The sequence below is a fragment of the Flagellimonas yonaguniensis genome (assembly GCF_029193885.1).
GTDB classification, from domain to species: domain Bacteria; phylum Bacteroidota; class Bacteroidia; order Flavobacteriales; family Flavobacteriaceae; genus Flagellimonas; species Flagellimonas yonaguniensis.
The window spans coordinates 37846-53894 of the sequence record NZ_JARFVB010000015.1 but is presented as its reverse complement, the minus strand read 5'-3'; the positions used below and the strand labels follow the sequence as shown (position 1 = coordinate 53894).

General features: G+C 42.9%; 17 protein-coding genes. 8 read left to right on the top strand and 9 right to left on the bottom strand.

Features of this window, described 5'->3' with window-relative positions; all coding sequences use genetic code 11:
* Positions 1–9 precede the first annotated feature (9 nt).
* Positions 10–2862, bottom strand: a complete 2853-nt coding sequence (gcvP, locus tag PY092_RS16985) for an aminomethyl-transferring glycine dehydrogenase (protein WP_275616992.1) — start codon at positions 2860–2862, stop codon at positions 10–12.
* Positions 2863–2987: 125 nt separating this feature from the next.
* On the opposite strand from gcvP, the gene PY092_RS16980 reads away from it, so the two are divergent.
* Entirely contained in the window at positions 2988–3812 is an 825-nt protein-coding gene (locus tag PY092_RS16980) for a UbiA prenyltransferase family protein (protein WP_275616991.1), read from the top strand.
* On the opposite strand, the gene PY092_RS16975 is transcribed toward PY092_RS16980, so the two are convergent.
* The 6 genes from PY092_RS16975 to PY092_RS16950 form a co-directional block, all read right to left on the bottom strand.
* Positions 3809–4039 carry a hypothetical protein gene (locus PY092_RS16975; RefSeq protein WP_275616990.1) on the bottom strand — a complete coding sequence of 77 codons (231 nt, stop codon included), beginning with the start codon at positions 4037–4039 and terminating at the stop codon, positions 3809–3811. The two genes, PY092_RS16980 and PY092_RS16975, sit on opposite strands and share 4 nt — an antisense overlap.
* 1 nt (position 4040) lies before the next feature.
* A complete protein-coding gene (locus tag PY092_RS16970) occupies positions 4041–4595 on the bottom strand; it encodes a sigma-70 family RNA polymerase sigma factor (RefSeq protein ID WP_275616989.1) in 555 nt (184 codons plus the stop codon).
* Positions 4596–4728: 133 nt separating this feature from the next.
* On the bottom strand, positions 4729–6756 hold the full coding sequence (locus PY092_RS16965; RefSeq protein ID WP_275616988.1) for a M3 family metallopeptidase: 2028 nt from the start codon (positions 6754–6756) through the stop codon (positions 4729–4731).
* 5 nt (positions 6757–6761) lie between these two features.
* Positions 6762–7154, bottom strand: coding sequence for a hypothetical protein (locus PY092_RS16960; protein ID WP_275616987.1), 393 nt, complete (start codon positions 7152–7154; stop codon positions 6762–6764).
* An 18-nt stretch (positions 7155–7172) separates the two neighbouring features.
* Positions 7173–7664: a 5-(carboxyamino)imidazole ribonucleotide mutase gene (gene purE / locus PY092_RS16955; protein ID WP_275616986.1), complete on the bottom strand. Its 492-nt coding sequence runs from the start codon at positions 7662–7664 to the stop codon at positions 7173–7175.
* Between the two features lie 3 nt (positions 7665–7667).
* A complete protein-coding gene (locus PY092_RS16950) occupies positions 7668–8822 on the bottom strand; it encodes a 5-(carboxyamino)imidazole ribonucleotide synthase (RefSeq protein WP_275616985.1) in 1155 nt (384 codons plus the stop codon).
* 117 nt (positions 8823–8939) lie between these two features.
* Between PY092_RS16950 and PY092_RS16945 the strand changes: the two genes are divergently transcribed.
* From PY092_RS16945 to PY092_RS16920, 6 genes are all read left to right on the top strand, one after another.
* Positions 8940–10046: an adenylate kinase gene (locus tag PY092_RS16945; RefSeq protein ID WP_275616984.1), complete on the top strand. Its 1107-nt coding sequence runs from the start codon at positions 8940–8942 to the stop codon at positions 10044–10046.
* A gap of 33 nt (positions 10047–10079) precedes the next feature.
* The gene (gene obgE, locus PY092_RS16940) at positions 10080–11081 is read left to right on the top strand and encodes a GTPase ObgE (RefSeq protein WP_275616983.1); all 1002 of its coding nucleotides are present in this window, start codon (positions 10080–10082) and stop codon (positions 11079–11081) included.
* A gap of 64 nt (positions 11082–11145) precedes the next feature.
* Positions 11146–11673 carry a DUF4136 domain-containing protein gene (locus PY092_RS16935; protein ID WP_275616982.1) on the top strand — a complete coding sequence of 176 codons (528 nt, stop codon included), beginning with the start codon at positions 11146–11148 and terminating at the stop codon, positions 11671–11673.
* 238 nt (positions 11674–11911) lie between these two features.
* The gene (locus PY092_RS16930) at positions 11912–12121 is read left to right on the top strand and encodes a hypothetical protein (protein WP_275616981.1); all 210 of its coding nucleotides are present in this window, start codon (positions 11912–11914) and stop codon (positions 12119–12121) included.
* A 43-nt stretch (positions 12122–12164) separates the two neighbouring features.
* Positions 12165–13235, top strand: coding sequence for a sensor histidine kinase (locus tag PY092_RS16925; RefSeq protein ID WP_275616980.1), 1071 nt, complete (start codon positions 12165–12167; stop codon positions 13233–13235).
* Positions 13232–13957: a LytR/AlgR family response regulator transcription factor gene (locus tag PY092_RS16920; protein WP_275616979.1), complete on the top strand. Its 726-nt coding sequence runs from the start codon at positions 13232–13234 to the stop codon at positions 13955–13957. Before PY092_RS16925 ends, PY092_RS16920 begins: the two co-directional genes overlap by 4 nt.
* On the opposite strand, the gene PY092_RS16915 is transcribed toward PY092_RS16920, so the two are convergent.
* Together PY092_RS16915 and PY092_RS16910 are read right to left on the bottom strand one after the other, a co-directional pair.
* Positions 13958–14743, bottom strand: a complete 786-nt coding sequence (locus tag PY092_RS16915; RefSeq protein WP_275616978.1) for an SDR family oxidoreductase — start codon at positions 14741–14743, stop codon at positions 13958–13960.
* Positions 14744–14745: 2 nt separating this feature from the next.
* The gene (locus PY092_RS16910; RefSeq protein ID WP_275616977.1) at positions 14746–15057 is read right to left on the bottom strand and encodes a cupin domain-containing protein; all 312 of its coding nucleotides are present in this window, start codon (positions 15055–15057) and stop codon (positions 14746–14748) included.
* 96 nt (positions 15058–15153) lie between these two features.
* Between PY092_RS16910 and PY092_RS16905 the strand changes: the two genes are divergently transcribed.
* Complete coding sequence (locus tag PY092_RS16905) at positions 15154–16047, top strand: Mur ligase domain-containing protein (protein ID WP_275616976.1); 894 nt, start codon at positions 15154–15156, stop codon at positions 16045–16047.
* Positions 16048–16049 lie beyond the last annotated feature (2 nt).

The following is a 16049-nucleotide window of genomic DNA, read 5'->3' as shown; positions in this document are numbered from 1 at the left end:
TACTGGTTTTCAGGCTTCTACGTAATCTTCGATTGGAGTACAGGAGCACATTAAATTACGATCCCCAAACGCTTCGTCCGTTCTTCGGACACTTGGCCAAAATTTGTTTTCGGTCACATACGGTAAAGGGAAAGCGGCTTTTTCCCTGCTATACGGATGCTCCCATGAATCGCTGGTAAGCATCGCCAATGTATGCGGGGCATTTTTCAATACATTATCCGTTTCGTCCACAGAAGCCTCGTCAATTTCCTCTCGGATTGACAATAGTGCATCGCAAAAACGATCAAGCTCCGCACGGCTTTCACTTTCTGTTGGCTCTATCATCAATGTTCCCGCTACGGGGAAGGAAACTGTTGGCGCATGGAATCCGTAATCGATAAGTCGCTTGGCAATATCGGTCACTTCTATGCCATTTGCTTTGAAAGGTCTACAGTCAACAATCATTTCGTGGGCCGCACGTCCTCGTTCGCCAGCGTAGAGCACATCAAACTTGCCTTTTAAGCGGTCTTTGATGTAATTGGCGTTTAAAATGGCGCCTTTGGTTGCATTGGTAAGCCCTTCAGCTCCCAACATTTTGATGTACCCGTAGGAAATCAAACATACTAGAGCGCTTCCCCAAGGTGCGGATGATATAGCCGTTATGGCGCTTTCTCCTCCAGTTGGAATTACCGGGTTGGTGGGTAAAAATGGTTTTAATTGCTCTGCAACACAAATAGGTCCTACGCCCGGGCCTCCACCACCGTGTGGGATGGCAAAGGTCTTGTGCAGGTTCAAGTGGCAAACATCGGCTCCGATGGTGGCTGGATTGGTCAATCCTACTTGGGCATTCATGTTGGCACCGTCCATGTAGACCTGTCCGCCATTATCGTGGATTAATTTTGTGATTTGCTTGATGGATGATTCAAATACACCGTGTGTGGATGGGTAAGTGACCATCAATGCGGCAAGATTTTCGGCATGCTTTTCTGCTTTTTCTTGCAAATCGGCCAAATCAATGTTTCCTTTTTCATCGGTTTTGGTCACAACGACTTTCATGCCTGCCATCACTGCCGATGCTGGATTGGTACCATGTGCCGAAGCAGGAATCAAACAAATATCCCTGTGTCCTTCCTCTCTTGATTCGTGGTAGGCACGGATGACCATCAAACCAGCATATTCTCCTTGAGCACCCGAGTTAGGCTGAAGGGAAGTGGCGGAAAATCCAGTTATCACGTTGAGTTGCTCTTCCAACGCTTTTAATACCTCTTGATAGCCTTCTGCTTGGTTCAACGGCACAAATGGGTGGATGTTGCCCCATTCGCCCCAGCTCAATGGTAACATTTCAGAGGCTGCGTTCAACTTCATGGTGCAACTTCCCAAAGAGATCATGGATTGGTTCAATGCCAAATCCTTACGCTCCAATTTCTTGATGTAACGCATCAGTTCGGTCTCGGAATGATAGGAATTGAACACTGGGTGCTCCATAAATGGAGATTGTCGCTGGAGTGAAGCTGGAATCGCTTCATCCAAATCCATTTCTTCGATGGATTTTTCATCCAGATCATGTGATTCCACGAAGCAAGAAACCAATCTGTTCAAATCTGCTTCGGAAACGGCTTCGTTCAATGAAATGGATACGGTGGTATCATCAATATAAAACAGATTGATGCCTTTGCTTTCCGCTACTTCCTTAAGTTGCTCAGTATTTTTAACCTTAACCTGAATGGTATCAAAGTAGGCACTGTTCAATTGTTCAAACCCGTGGGCTTCCAATGCTTTTGCCAGCTTTTTGGTATTGTTGTGCACTTTGTTGGCGATATACTTTAAACCTTCGGGCCCGTGGTAAACGGCGTACATTCCAGCCATGACCGCCAGGAGTACTTGGGCGGTACATATATTGGAAGTTGCCTTTGCTCTTTTTATATGTTGCTCCCTGGTTTGAAGCGCCATACGTAAAGCTGGGTTGCCATCGGTATCTCGGGTAATCCCGATGATTCTTCCGGGAATATTTCTTTTGTAAGCTTCTTTTGTGGCAAAATATGCGGCATGGGGCCCACCGTAACCCAATGGGATTCCAAAACGCTGTGTTGTTCCCACCACGGCATCCACGCCCCATTCTCCGGGAGGGGTAAGCATCACCAAGCTCAAAATATCAGCGGCAACTGCTACTTTTATGTCATTTTCCTTGGCTTTTTCCACAAAGGATTCGTAATCATGAACTTGACCGTACTTCCCGGGGTATTGCAATAGTGCACCATAGAATTCATTGGAGAAATCAAAATCTTCATGATTTCCCACGACCAATTCTATACCTAAAGGTATAGCACGTGTTTTCAGCAAGCTCAAGGTTTGGGGAAGTATTTCTTCAGAAGCGAAGAACTTTACGACATCATTCTTCTTCTGTTCTCGGCTACGAAGCTCGAACAACATGCTCATGGCTTCGGCTGCAGCAGTACTTTCATCCAAAAGTGATGCATTGGCGATTTCCATACCGGTAAGGTCGCTCAACATGGTCTGGAAATTCAAAAGGGCTTCCAATCTACCTTGTGCAATCTCTGCTTGGTAGGGGGTGTAGGCGGTGTACCATCCTGGATTTTCCAAAATGTTCCTTTTGATGACCGATGGTGTTAGGGATTCATGATATCCCAATCCAATGTAAGTTTTGAAAACCTTGTTTTTCTTGGCCAGTTCGTTCAGGTGGCCCAGGAATTCGTGTTCGCTGATTCCCTCTGGAAGGTCCAATGGTTTTTTCAATTTGATGTCATCGGGAATGGTCTCAAAAATGAGTTGTTCCATGTTTTCCACCCCAATGGTTTTGAGCATATGGGGCAAGTCTCTCTCTGTGATGCCAATGTGTCTGGCAGCAAAAACCTCTGTGTTCATGTTCAATCCAATAAAGTGCACAAAATTAGGGATTAATTCAATGAAAATGGTCAATTTTGAAGGTATCTGAATCAAAGTTGTTAACCACAAGTTAACCTTTGGTTAAAGCGATTGGATTTTACCCTATGCGAACTCTTAAAGCCATTTTTGATTTTTACTTGGATGCGAGTATCCATGTGGCCATTGCGGTTATTTCCATGGCTGGGGTTACCTTTCATTTGTTGGGGAGCTCGTCGGATATCAATTTATTGGGTTTTATCTTCTTTAGTGTGATTGTCTGCTACAATTTCATCAAATATGGGGTAGAGGCATATAAATACCTGATTGTGTCCAATGCATACCACAAAATCATTCAAATATTCAGTTTTGTTTCCTTTGCCTTTGCCATTTATTTTTTGCTGCAATTGGATGAAGAGATTTGGGTGGCGACCGTTGTTCTGGGCGTGCTGTCCGCTTTATATGCGGTTCCGTTGTTGCCGCGGGCTAAAAACCTGAGGAATTTGGCAGGGCTCAAAATTTACATCGTGGCTTTTGTTTGGGCTGGTTTTTCTGTTTTATTGCCCGTTTTGGATGCAAAAATGACTTTGGATTGGGATTTTGCTGTAACCTTTATCCAGCGAATGTTGTTGGTTTTGATACTGATTCTGCCTTTTGAAATCAGGGATATGCGATGGGACGACAAAAGTTTAAGGACTTTGCCACAGGTGTTGGGTGCTAAAAATACCAGGCGAATGGGAATAGGTCTGACCTTGTTTTTTTTTCTGCTGACTTTTTTAAAGGATAATGTGCATCAGCTGGAAATTGTGCTACGATTCATACTGTGCATTGCACTTATTTTGGTGTTGCTTTCCGAAAAACGGATGCAATCCAAGTATTTTGTGATGTTTTGGGTGGAGGCAATACCTATTTTCTGGTTCTGTCTGTTCTGGGTAACGGAGAGTTACTTTTAGCGTTTTTCTTCGAGATCGCGCTTCATCTTTTTCTTGTCCTCTTCGGAGAGCATGGTCAATCCAGCCCTGTCACATAATGAAGTCAACTCGCTGTTCTTCTTTGAATATGCTCGACACACTTTACAATATGTCAAATGGATGCGAAGCTTTAGTATTTCCCACCAACTTGCCTCTTTATATTGGGATTTATCGCAAATGCCCGATGCCTCTTTACATGAAATCTTCATACTAAAACCAATTTTCATTTAAACAACCCATGAGTGCCGTTCTTGCCCTATGGATCATTACCCACAAGTTGGACGGATTTATGTCCAGTTCATTACAAACATCTTCGGTACTCATTCCCTGAATGGTTTTCAACTTAAACACCAAAGCCTGTTTTTGGGGCAATTTTGTGATGCAATCCTGTATGGCGGAACCCAATTCTTCATTTTCAAGAACATTGTCGCCATCCGTGCTATATGGGTCGGCCACTTGTTGCTCCAGCCAATCCCCTTCGGTATCGGAATCAGAGCTATAGTTCATTCGGACTTCCGCTTTTCCTTTTTTGGAATTTATTTTTCGGTAATGGTCGATTACCTTTCTTTTTAGGATGGATACCAGCCAAGTACGCTCTGCGGCATCTCCCTTAAAATTTTTGGCTGAATTGAGACCTGCGAAAAAGGTTTCCTGCACCAAATCTTTTGCAATTTCAGCATCGCTAACGCGAGAAACCGCATAGTTAAACAGGTAATCGGCATATAGGTCTATCCAATTGTCTGGTTGAAGTTTGTGTTTGGCCATTATTCCTATCGAATTACCAAATATAATCGTTTTAGGATATATAATCCCATGGTTGAAAATGGTTTGGACGGATAAATCGAACGATGCTAACAAAAAACTTGGGCATTAACCCTTTTTTAGCACTTGAAAACTATTAATCATTGGTTTCCAGGAGCCCAGCGCGTTCCAACAAGGCATCAATGTTCGGTTCGGCTCCCCTAAACTTCTTATAGAGGTCCATCGGATTTTCCGTACCTCCTTTGGAAAGCACATGCTCTTTGAATTTGTCCGCTACCATTTTACTGAAAATCCCATTTTCCTTAAAATAGGCAAAGGCATCGGCGTCCAATACCTCCGCCCATTTGTAACTGTAATAGCCTGATGAGTATCCACCTTGAAAAATATGGGCAAAAGAAGTACTCATACAGGTTTCAGGTGTTTCAGGAAAAAGGTTGGTGCTTTCAAAGGCTTCTGTCTCGTATGCCTTTACGTCTTCAATGTCTGATGGGTCTTTTCCGTGCCATGCCATGTCCAATAGCCCAAAGCTCAACTGGCGAACTGTGGCCATTCCTTCTTGAAAGGTCGCGGATTCCTTGATTTTCCCCACTAATTCCATCGGAATCAATTCCCCTGTTTCGTAATGATGTGCAAAAAGTTCCAAGGCTTCTTTTTCATAGCACCAGTTTTCCATCACTTGGCTCGGCAACTCCACAAAATCCCAGTACACCGAAGTTCCTGATAGGCTAGGGTAGGTGGTGTTGGCCAACATCCCATGCAAAGCATGTCCGAATTCATGAAAAAGAGTGGTCACTTCGTTGAACGTGAGCAAGGATGGTTTTGAGCTCGTTGGTTTGGTGAAATTGCACACATTGGAAATATGCGGCCTACTGTTTTTTCCGCCCAAAGTGTATTGTGGTTTATATGAAGTCATCCATGCACCACCGCGTTTTCCAGGTCTTGGATGAAAGTCTGCATAAAACAGAGAGATGAAGTTGCCATTCTCGTAGACTTCAAAGGTTTTTACCTCGTCGTGGTATTTATCCACATTGTCCACTTCTTCAAACGTAAGTCCGAACAGTTTTTCCGCAACCTTGAACACCCCACTTATCACATTTTCCAGTTTAAAATAGGGTTTCAGTTTTTCATCATCCAAATTGAACAGCTTTTGCTTCAACTTTTCAGAATAAAAAGCACTGTCCCATTTTTCCAAACGGTCTATGTTGTCCAACTCCTTGGCAAAGGCTTCCAGTTCGGCAAATTCACGTTCTGCTGCGGGTTTGGCCTTTTCCAAAAGCTCTTTTAGGAAGTCCTGCACCTTTTCTGGAGTCTCCGCCATGCGCTCTTCTAGCACAAAATGAGCATGGGTTTTATATCCTAAAAGATTGGCTCGCTCAAAACGAAGATCAACAATACGCTTTACATTTTCCTGATTGTCCAATTCATCATTGTGGAACCCTTTGCTTCCAAAAGCCAAAGAAAGTTCTTTACGCAATTCCCTGTTTTTGGCATATTTCATAAATGGGATATAGCTTGGGTAATCCAATGTAATCAACCAGCCTTCCTTGCCTTTGGATTCTGCCAGTTGGGCAGCGGCTTCTTTGGTGCCCTCGGGAAGGCCTTCCAGATCCTTTTCATCAATCAGTAGCAATTCATATTTATTGGTCTCGGCCAGTACGTTTTCGCCAAATGTGAGTTTTAATTTGGATAGTTCTGCATCGATTTCTCGAAGACGTTTTTTGTTTTCTTCCTTTAAGTTGGCCCCATTTCTACTGAAATTCTTGTATTTCTTTTCAAGAAGGGTTTGTTGCTCTTTGGTAAGGTCCAACGAATCACGTTGCCCATAAACAGTTTCAATTCTTTTGAAAAGACCTTCATTCAAAGTAATGTCGTTGCTGAACTCCGACAACAATGGGGATACTTCTTGGGCTATTTTTTGGATTTCCTCGTTGGTCTCGGCCGAGTTCAGATTGAAGAAAATGCTTGAGATACGGTCTAATTGCTGACCAGAAAAATCCAAAGCTTCTAAAGTGTTTTGGAATGTAGGCGGTTCAGGATTGTTAACGATATCATCAATTTCCCTTTTGGTGTCCTCGATGGCCTGAAGAAAAGCAGGCTTGAAATGTTCGTTCTTTATTTTTGAAAATGGAGCTTGGTTAAATGGCTCCAACAATGGGTTGCTCATAGTTGTTACTTCTGTTCTTTGTTTTTTAAACGTATCACGGCCCAATCACTCAACAAATAGGCGAAACCGATAATGGAGGAAATCACTGCCATGGTCAAGGGAGCATACCCTCGAACTGTTGAACCATAGGTTTTTCTATTCATAGCGGCGATGGCCTCCTCAGAATATTCATTGAGGTCTACAAAACCGTTTCCGTTTAAGTCATATTTACTGGCATAATCCGAAATGAATTGCCAACGTATTTCTATATAAATTAGAAGGGCAGCATAAATGGTGAAAACCAAAAGGCCACTTTTCCAGATTCCTTTTACATAGGGGTTGCCCATTTTTTTTAGCGTGAAGCCAAAAAAGGCAATGGCACAAATGCCTACTAATATCCCGATTTGATTAAAGTTCATAATCAAACAAGATTTTTTCTAAAATGTTTTTTTTATCTCTTCAGCTCCTTTGATTACTTTTTCCTTGAGGCCTTCTTTATAAGAGATAATGTTGTCCATGATCTTGCTATTGGAACTCCCAATGATCTGTGCCGCAAGAATCCCAGCATTTTTCGCACCGTTCAAAGCTACTGTGGCCACTGGGACACCACCGGGCATCTGTAAAATGGACAGAACGGAATCCCAGCCATCAATGGAATTACTGCTTTTTACGGGAACTCCAATAACGGGCAGGGGAGATAGCGAAGCTACCATTCCAGGTAAATGTGCTGCACCTCCTGCTCCTGCAATAATGGCGGAGTAGCCATTGGTATGCGCACTTTTGCTAAAACTGAACAATTTTTCGGGTGTTCTGTGGGCAGACACAATGTCCACGTCCACATCTACACCCAATTCCTTTAATATATCGATGGCGTCTTGCATAACGGGAAGGTCACTGGTACTCCCCATGATTACGGCTACTTTGCTCATATCTTATTTGCTTATCACTTTAATAGTTTCTTTTACCTGCTGTGCCACTTCTCGGGCTCTTGCCATATTCTCGTCCACGATGGTAACGTGGCCCATTTTACGAAACGGGCGAGTTTGTTTTTTCCCGTAAATATGCGGTGTGACCCCATCCATTTCCAGTATTTTTTCGATATTTTCATAAACCACATCTCCCGTATGTCCTTCGGCGCCTACCAAGTTAACCATAATTCCAGCTACTTTGCTGTCCGTTTTTCCGAGTGGCAAGCCTAAAATGGCTCGAATATGTTGCTCAAATTGGTTGGTGTATGATGCTTCTATGCTATAATGTCCACTGTTATGGGGTCTGGGAGCGGATTCGTTCACCAAAATCTGGTCGTCCTTGGTCTGGAACATTTCTACTGCCAGCAGCCCAACATGTTTCATGTGCTCAGAAACTTTCAAGGCCACTTCTTGTGCTTTTTGGGCTACGGCATCATCAATTCGTGCGGGACAGATAACATATTCCACCTGATTGGCCTCGGGGTGAAATTCCATTTCCACAACTGGATAGGTTTTTACCTCGCCTTTGTTGTTCCTTGCGACCACAACGGCCAATTCATTTTTAAAATCAATCATTGTTTCGGCAATGCACTCCACATTGGGCAGGTCTTTAAGGTCCTCCATCTTTCTGACGACTTTTACCCCTTGACCATCATACCCAAACTGGGCACTCTTCCATACGAATGGCAGCGAAAGACCTCCATTGTTTATGCTGTCCTCTATTTCCGAAGTATAGGCAAACCTTGTAAATGGTGCCGTAGGAATTCCATGGTCCGTGTAAAATAATTTTTGGACGGCCTTGTTCTGTATGGTCCTCAAGGTCTTGGTTGGTGGATATACGTTAATCCCTTCGTGCTCCAGTTTTTCAAGGGCAACCACATTTACATTTTCAATCTCAATGGTAAGTACGTCGACATCTTTTCCAAAAGCATAAACGGTATCAAAATCCATCAAACTACCTTGCACAAACTCGTTGCAGGCTATTTTGCAAGGGGCTTTGGGCGAAGCATCCATCACTTTGGTCTGTATGTCCCATTTCCTGGTTTCGTAGAGCATCATTTTGCCCAATTGTCCACCACCTAATATTCCCAGTTTAAAGTCGGAAGAGAAAAATTCCATTGATTTGTAAATTGAATGTGAGCAAAAATACATGAAATCCACGAGGGTATAAAAGATGTCAGGGCTTAGCAGCTTTAAAAATATTATCTTTGCCAACCTGACCATAACTCGAACACATTGATCAAGCTTCACGACAAGAATTTTAAGCCGTATTTAAAGGAAGAACAAATCCTTGCGGCCATTGATAAAATGGCAAAGGAGATTGCCGCCGATTATAAGGATGAAACACCTTTGTTCGTTGGAGTGCTCAATGGAGCCTTTATGTTCGTGGCCGATTTTCTAAAAGCTTATCAGCACCCGTGCGAAGTTTCTTTTGTAAGGCTGAGTTCTTATCAAGGGCTTACATCGACCGGTATTGTGGAGACTCTTTTGGATGTTCCGGAAGAGATTGAGGGAAAGAGTGTTATTATTTTGGAAGATGTTGTGGATACGGGCCGTACCTTGAAACAATTGGTGCACTTGTTTTCCAATACCAATGTAAAAGAGTTTAAGATCGGAACGCTTTTTTACAAGTCGGATGTGTACAATGGCGAATATACCATCGATTACGTGGGATTGGAGATCCCCGATCATTTTATCGTGGGATATGGGCTGGACTATAACGAGCTCGGTCGCAATCTTAGAGAAGTTTACCAATTAAATCAAACAGATATGATCAACCTAGTGCTTTTTGGAAAGCCAGGAGCTGGAAAAGGTACCCAAGCAGGGTTCCTAAAGGAAAAGTATAATTTGAAACACATTTCCACAGGGGATGTATTCCGTTACAACATTAAAAATGGAACCGAGCTTGGAAACTTGGCCAAATCTTACATCGATAAAGGAGACTTGGTGCCAGATGAGGTGACCATTGATATGCTAAAAGCCGAGGTGGAGAAAAACCCGGATGCGGCAGGTTTTATTTTTGATGGATTTCCACGTACAGCGGCCCAAGCAGAGGCATTGGATAATTTTTTGGAATCCAAGGACATGAAGGTAAATGCTACTATCGCACTGGAAGCTGAGGATGATATTTTGGTAGAGCGCCTTTTGGAACGAGGAAAAAGTAGTGGACGTTCCGATGATCAGGACGAGAGCAAGATCCGTAACCGTTTTGATGAGTATAATGAAAAAACCGCTCCGTTGAAGGCTTACTACGAGGAACAGGGAAAATTCCATTCCGTAAACGGAATAGGTGATATCGATGAGATTACCAAGCGTTTGAGCAAGGTGATCGACTCCCTATAATTGGTTTCCACAAAGACTTTTTTATATTAGAATATGACCGAGGGAAATTTTGTAGACTACGTAAAGGTACACATTGCTTCTGGAAACGGGGGCAAGGGTTCTGCACATTTACGTCGCGAAAAATATGTGGCCAAAGGTGGCCCGGATGGGGGAGATGGTGGTCGTGGAGGTCATGTTATTGTCAAAGGGAACAAAAACTTGTGGACGCTGGTCCATTTCAAGTTCAAAAAACATTTTAAGGCAGGCCATGGGGAACATGGTGCAAAGAGCCGCAGTACTGGTGCCGATGGTGAAGATGTGTACATGGAAGTGCCCTTGGGCACCGTGGTGCGCAATACTGAGACCAATGAAGTGCTCTTTGAAATCACCGAAGATGGCGAGGAGAAGATTGTCCTCGAAGGCGGTATGGGCGGATTGGGAAACTGGCATTTTAAAAGCGCCACGAACCAGACGCCTCGGTATGCCCAGCCAGGTATAAAAGGTCAAGAGGGGCATCTGACCCTCGAACTTAAGGTGTTGGCTGATGTTGGCCTGGTTGGTTTTCCCAATGCGGGGAAGTCCACATTACTTTCGGTAATGACCTCCGCCAAGCCCAAAATCGCCAATTATGAGTTTACTACCCTAAAGCCCAATTTGGGCATTGTGGAATATCGGGACTTTCAGAGTTTTGTAATGGCCGATATCCCTGGAATTATTGAAGGTGCAGCCGAAGGCAAGGGACTGGGACATTATTTCCTTCGCCATATTGAACGAAATGCGACCCTTTTATTTTTGATTCCCGCCGATAGTAAGGATATCAGTCAGGAATACCACATTCTTTTGGACGAGTTGAGGAGGTACAACCCCGAATTGTTGGACAAAGGGCGTTTGGTGGCCATTTCCAAATGCGATATGCTGGATCAGGAACTCATTGATGAAATGGATGCCGATATGAAAGAGGATTTCAAGGATGTGCCCTATATGTTCATATCATCGGTAAGTGGATTGGGAGTCCAGCAGTTAAAAGATAGACTTTGGAAGCTATTGAACGAATAGTCCCTCTACTTCTTTACATCCAATCAATATATTGATTAAATTTAGGAGGACCCAAATGTTCATCATGCGATATTTTCCTTCTTTACTGTTATTTTGTATTGTAGTGACCTCTTGTAGTTCAGTCAAAGTGAATTGCGATTATGATAAGGCGGTCGATTTCTCAAGCTACACCACTTATAACTATTATGCCGATATGCAGTCTGGCCTGAGCCAGTTGGAAGAAAGGCGTTTGCTGCGTGCCTTGGACTCTACTTTAAAAGCTCGCGGATACAGATTGGCCGAAGAACCGGAACTCTTTATCAATATTGTCAGCGATGAATATCGAGGCGCTCCGAACAGCAATGTTGGGCTTGGCATTGGAGGTACGGGACGAAATGTGGGCGGAGGCATCTCTGTGGGATTGCCCTTGGGAGGGTCCAGTTTACAGCGCAGCATCCAGTTTGATTTGGTCGATGCGCAACGTGATGCACTTGTTTGGCAGGCCGTGGCCGAGAGTGGGCTCCGTGAGAACGCATCACCAAGCGTTCGTGAGGAAAAACTCAAGGCGGTAGTGAAAAAGGTGTTCTCTAAATTTCCTCCAAAAATAAAATAGTCTTAAAAATCAGGTTGTTAGGGCTTTTGTGGGCCAAAACATAATGGTTTTACCGTTCGCTTGGCCAAAATGACCACTTGTCATAAATCACTTCATCAGACGGGTGTTGTCCTGTACTTTAGCTTCAGAAATAAAATCTAAAAACAGAACAGTCATGATAGCATTAGCCAAATTCATTATTTCACTTTTAGTAAGTATCATTTTATAATCCGCTGAAGCGGTCACAAAATTCATCAATATGAAAAAACTGAACACAAGACAAAAAGTTGTATTTTCCATGGGTATTCTTGGTGTATTGATAGGGGTCTATGGGAGGTTCAATGCCTGGGAATACATGGGATACTTTCCTTTTTTCTATTCTGGATCAACCTTGATGTGGATAGCATTTTTGCCACAGCGAAAAACTTGCGACAATCCCTTTAAAAGAAAAGTCGCACAAAAATCTTAGTATAGTTCATCCCCAATAAGTTTAATGTAAATTTGGGCAGTTCATGCTCAATCGAATGGAGTTAAGTACAAGGAAAAGGAATATTGCATTTTGGGTGCTTCAATTGCTGGGATGGGGATTTATCAATGCCATTGCTGCTCTGATTCCCCAGAACGTTAGCATTGAGATGACCATATTTTCGGTCATCGTTGGGATTTTCATAGGCATATTATCTACTTCGATATTACGATGGTACCTTAAAAGAAATGTGCATTTTGATTCCTTTGGGGGCAAAGAGATCATTAAAATCATTGTGTCCATATTGGTGGCCTCTACGATTTTTGGTCTTTTAAATGTCTTTTTTGGATATATCTATCTTGAATTCGGTCCAGAACTTACCGAGACTGAGATGCATATGCTCGAAGGGTATGACAAGTTTATGGTGCAGGTACTTAATTCGGTCTTTTTGGTCGGAGCTTGGGCAATTACCTATTTGGTTATCAAATTGCTTTTGAAACTGAATCAGAACAGAATAGAAAGGCTGGAGCTGAACACTACCTTGAAACAGGCCCAATTGAACACCTTAAAAGGACAGATAAATCCGCATTTTATGTTCAATAGCCTCAACAATATTCGAGGTTTGATGCTGGAGGATGTGGAAAAATCCAGAGAAATGCTTACCAAGCTTTCCGAAATTATCCGATATTCCCTTACCAAGAACAACATCAACGATATTCCCGTACGTGAAGAACTGGAAGTGGTGGATAACTATATTGATCTATCAAAGATACAGTTCGAAGATCGTTTGGAATTTGTTAAGCAAGTGGAGGAAGGTACGTTGGACCTTAGGATTCCGCCCATGATCATTCAATTGCTGATAGAAAATGCAGTCAAGCACGGTATTTCCAATCTTAAAAATGGCGGAAGGATTCTCTTGGCCATTTTCAAAAAGGACAACGATTTGATTATTGAAGTCAGGAATACAGGAAAACTGAATATTTCGCAAGATTCCACCAAGTTGGGATTAAAGAATATTGAGCAACGCTTAAAATTGTTGTATGCCGACAAAGCATCCTTTAAATTGGAGGAAGTATCAGATGAGGTGGTGGCAGAAATCAAAATACCATTGACATGAAGATCAGGTCGGTAATAGTGGAAGACTCCAGACTGGCACGAAATGAGCTCAAAGAGCTTATCAAGCTCCATGATGATTTGGAACTTATTGGCGAAGCGAGCAATGTGGATGATGGTGTGGAATTGATTGAGTCCGAATCGCCAGATTTGTTGTTCCTTGACATCAACATGCCCGAAAAGGATGGTTTTGACTTATTGGAAATGCTGGATGAGGTGCCCATTACCATTTTTACGACCGCTTATGATGAATATGCCATAAAATCTTTTGAGTACAACGCATTGGATTACTTGTTGAAGCCCGTGAGCAACAAACGCTTTGGTATGGCCTTGGAAAAAGTGCGTACCAAGATGGCGTCCAAGGAGGACGGCGCATCCACAGCTAAAAAATTAACCGATAACAGTCAGATTTTTATTAAAGATGGAGAAGCTTGTTGGTTGGTAAAAATAGGAGACATCTCCCTGTTCGAAATTGTAGGGAACTACACTCGGGTGTTTTTTGAGGACAAGAAACCAATGCTCTACAAATCGCTCAATCAGGTAGAGGAAAAGTTGCCGGAAGATTCATTTTTCAGGGCAAACCGCCAGCAAATAGTGAATACCAATTATATTGAAAATGTGGTGCCTTGGTTCAATGGAAAGCTAAAACTTACCATGAAAAACGGAGAGGAAGTGGAGGTTTCCCGCAGACAATCCTATATTTTCAAGGACCGCATGAGTCTTTAACTACATTGATTTTAACAGCCCACCATCTATCGGGATATTGGTTCCTGTAATAAAAGCCGCTTTGTCCGAAGCTAAAAACGTTACCAAATACGCATACTCTTTTGGGTTGCCAATACGTTTTACAGGAACTTGCTCCTCCATGTTGGAACGGACTTCATCAGGGGAAATTCCAAGTTTCTCCGCTTTTTTGGAGTTTAATTGGGCAATTCGGTCTGTATCAAAATAGCCTGTAAGGGTGCTGTTCACGGTAATGCCATCTTTGGCCACGTCATAGGCCAAGCTTTTGGCCCAAGTAACCACCGCTGCTCGAATGGTATTGGAAAGTGCCAAATAATTCAAGGGTTCCTTTACCGAAATGGACGCGATGTTTATAATGCGCCCCCATTTGTTTTCCTGCATGTGTTTCAGGGCTAGTTCCGTAGTATATACCACCGACTTGAACAGCAGGTCAAAGGCATTTTGGTAATCTTCAACATTCTTTTCCAAGGCACCACCACCTTTAGGTCCTTGCGTATTGTTGATCAAAATATCAATAGTGTTGGTTTCGAAGAACGCGGTAATTTTAGCTTTGTAATCTTCAAAATCGGTAAAATCAACGGCCAGGTATTGGTGTCTTTGTCCTTCGGAACTATCCATTTCATTGATCAAATCCTTCATGCGCCCTTCGCTTCTGGCCATTAGTGTCACACTTGCCCCGCTTTCGGCCAATTGCCGTGCGATGGCTTCTCCTATTCCTTTGCTGCTACCTCCAACGAGGGCTGTTTTTCCTCTTAACGAAATGTTCATGGCTATCGGTATTCTTCTCTAACGGGACTGAAAATGTCCATTAATTTACATGGGGTCAATGCTTTTCCACTATGTGGTACGTTGGATGGGATCACTACAATGTCTCCTGCGGTGTAAGTTCCTTTTTCTCCATTTAGCGAGAACTCAAAAGTACCTTCCACTACGTGCATGATCTGTTCATGGTCGTGTTGGTGCTCGGGGACTTCAGCATTTTGCTCAACATCCCAAAATACCCAGCTCATACGTTCTCCGTGCACCAATTTACCATGGTATCCGGGCATTATTTCCTTTGGTTTGATTTCTGATAAATTCATTGTTCTCAAATTTAGCACCAATATAGAAATTAATATAGCGTTTCCATGTTTGCAATGGTTTCAGCTTTGGCTATTTTTGAGCTCTAATTTGAAGCGATGCAGGTACATTTTATAGGTTTGGGCGAGATCAATATGTTCAATTTGGCCATTGCCTTGCATAAAAAGGGAGAAACGGTCACGGGGAGTGATGAGACATTTGATGAGTCTCTCAAAGCCATTATGCAGGAACAGGGATTGGTATCCAATGAAGCCGGTTGGTTTTCCGATAGAATCAATGACCAATTGGATGCCGTTGTCTTGGGTGTTACCGTTGAAAGGGATAATCCAGAATTGATGAAGGCAAAGGAGTTGGGCCTAAGATTGGTTTCCTATCCTGAATTCTTGTACGAGCTGGGCAAATTCAAAACACGAGTTGTGATATCGGGCAGCCAGAGAAAATCCAATGTGGTTTCCATGATTTTACACGTGCTGGCCTATAATGAGGTTGAGGCTGATTATGCATTGACATCGCCCAATGGAATCCATCTGACCAAAGAAAACGACTTTATGGTAATCGAAGGCAACGATGGGCCTTCATCCGTCATCGATACTGCTCCACAATTCCATAAATATCAGCCAAACATTGCTTTATTGAGTGATATTGAGTTTGATGAAGATGGTTTTTATTCCGGTTTTGAAGCCTACTCGGAACAGTACGGCGTTTTTGTGGACAGTATTGTAAAGGGAGGGAGCATTACCTATAATGATGAGGATGTAGAAGTGAAAAAGCGAGTGGAATCATCCGAAAACCCGATTAGAAAATTCCCTTATGCAACCCCAGTGTATCAAGAAGAAAATGGCCAAGTGTTTTTGGATACGCCCGATGGCGACATGCCATTGGATATATCGGGTGAAACCGCACTGAGCAATTTGGCGGGCGCTAAATGGATTTGCCAGCAAATGGGAGTGGACGAAGTGGAGTTTTACGAGGCGATGGCAGCTTTTCACTAAAA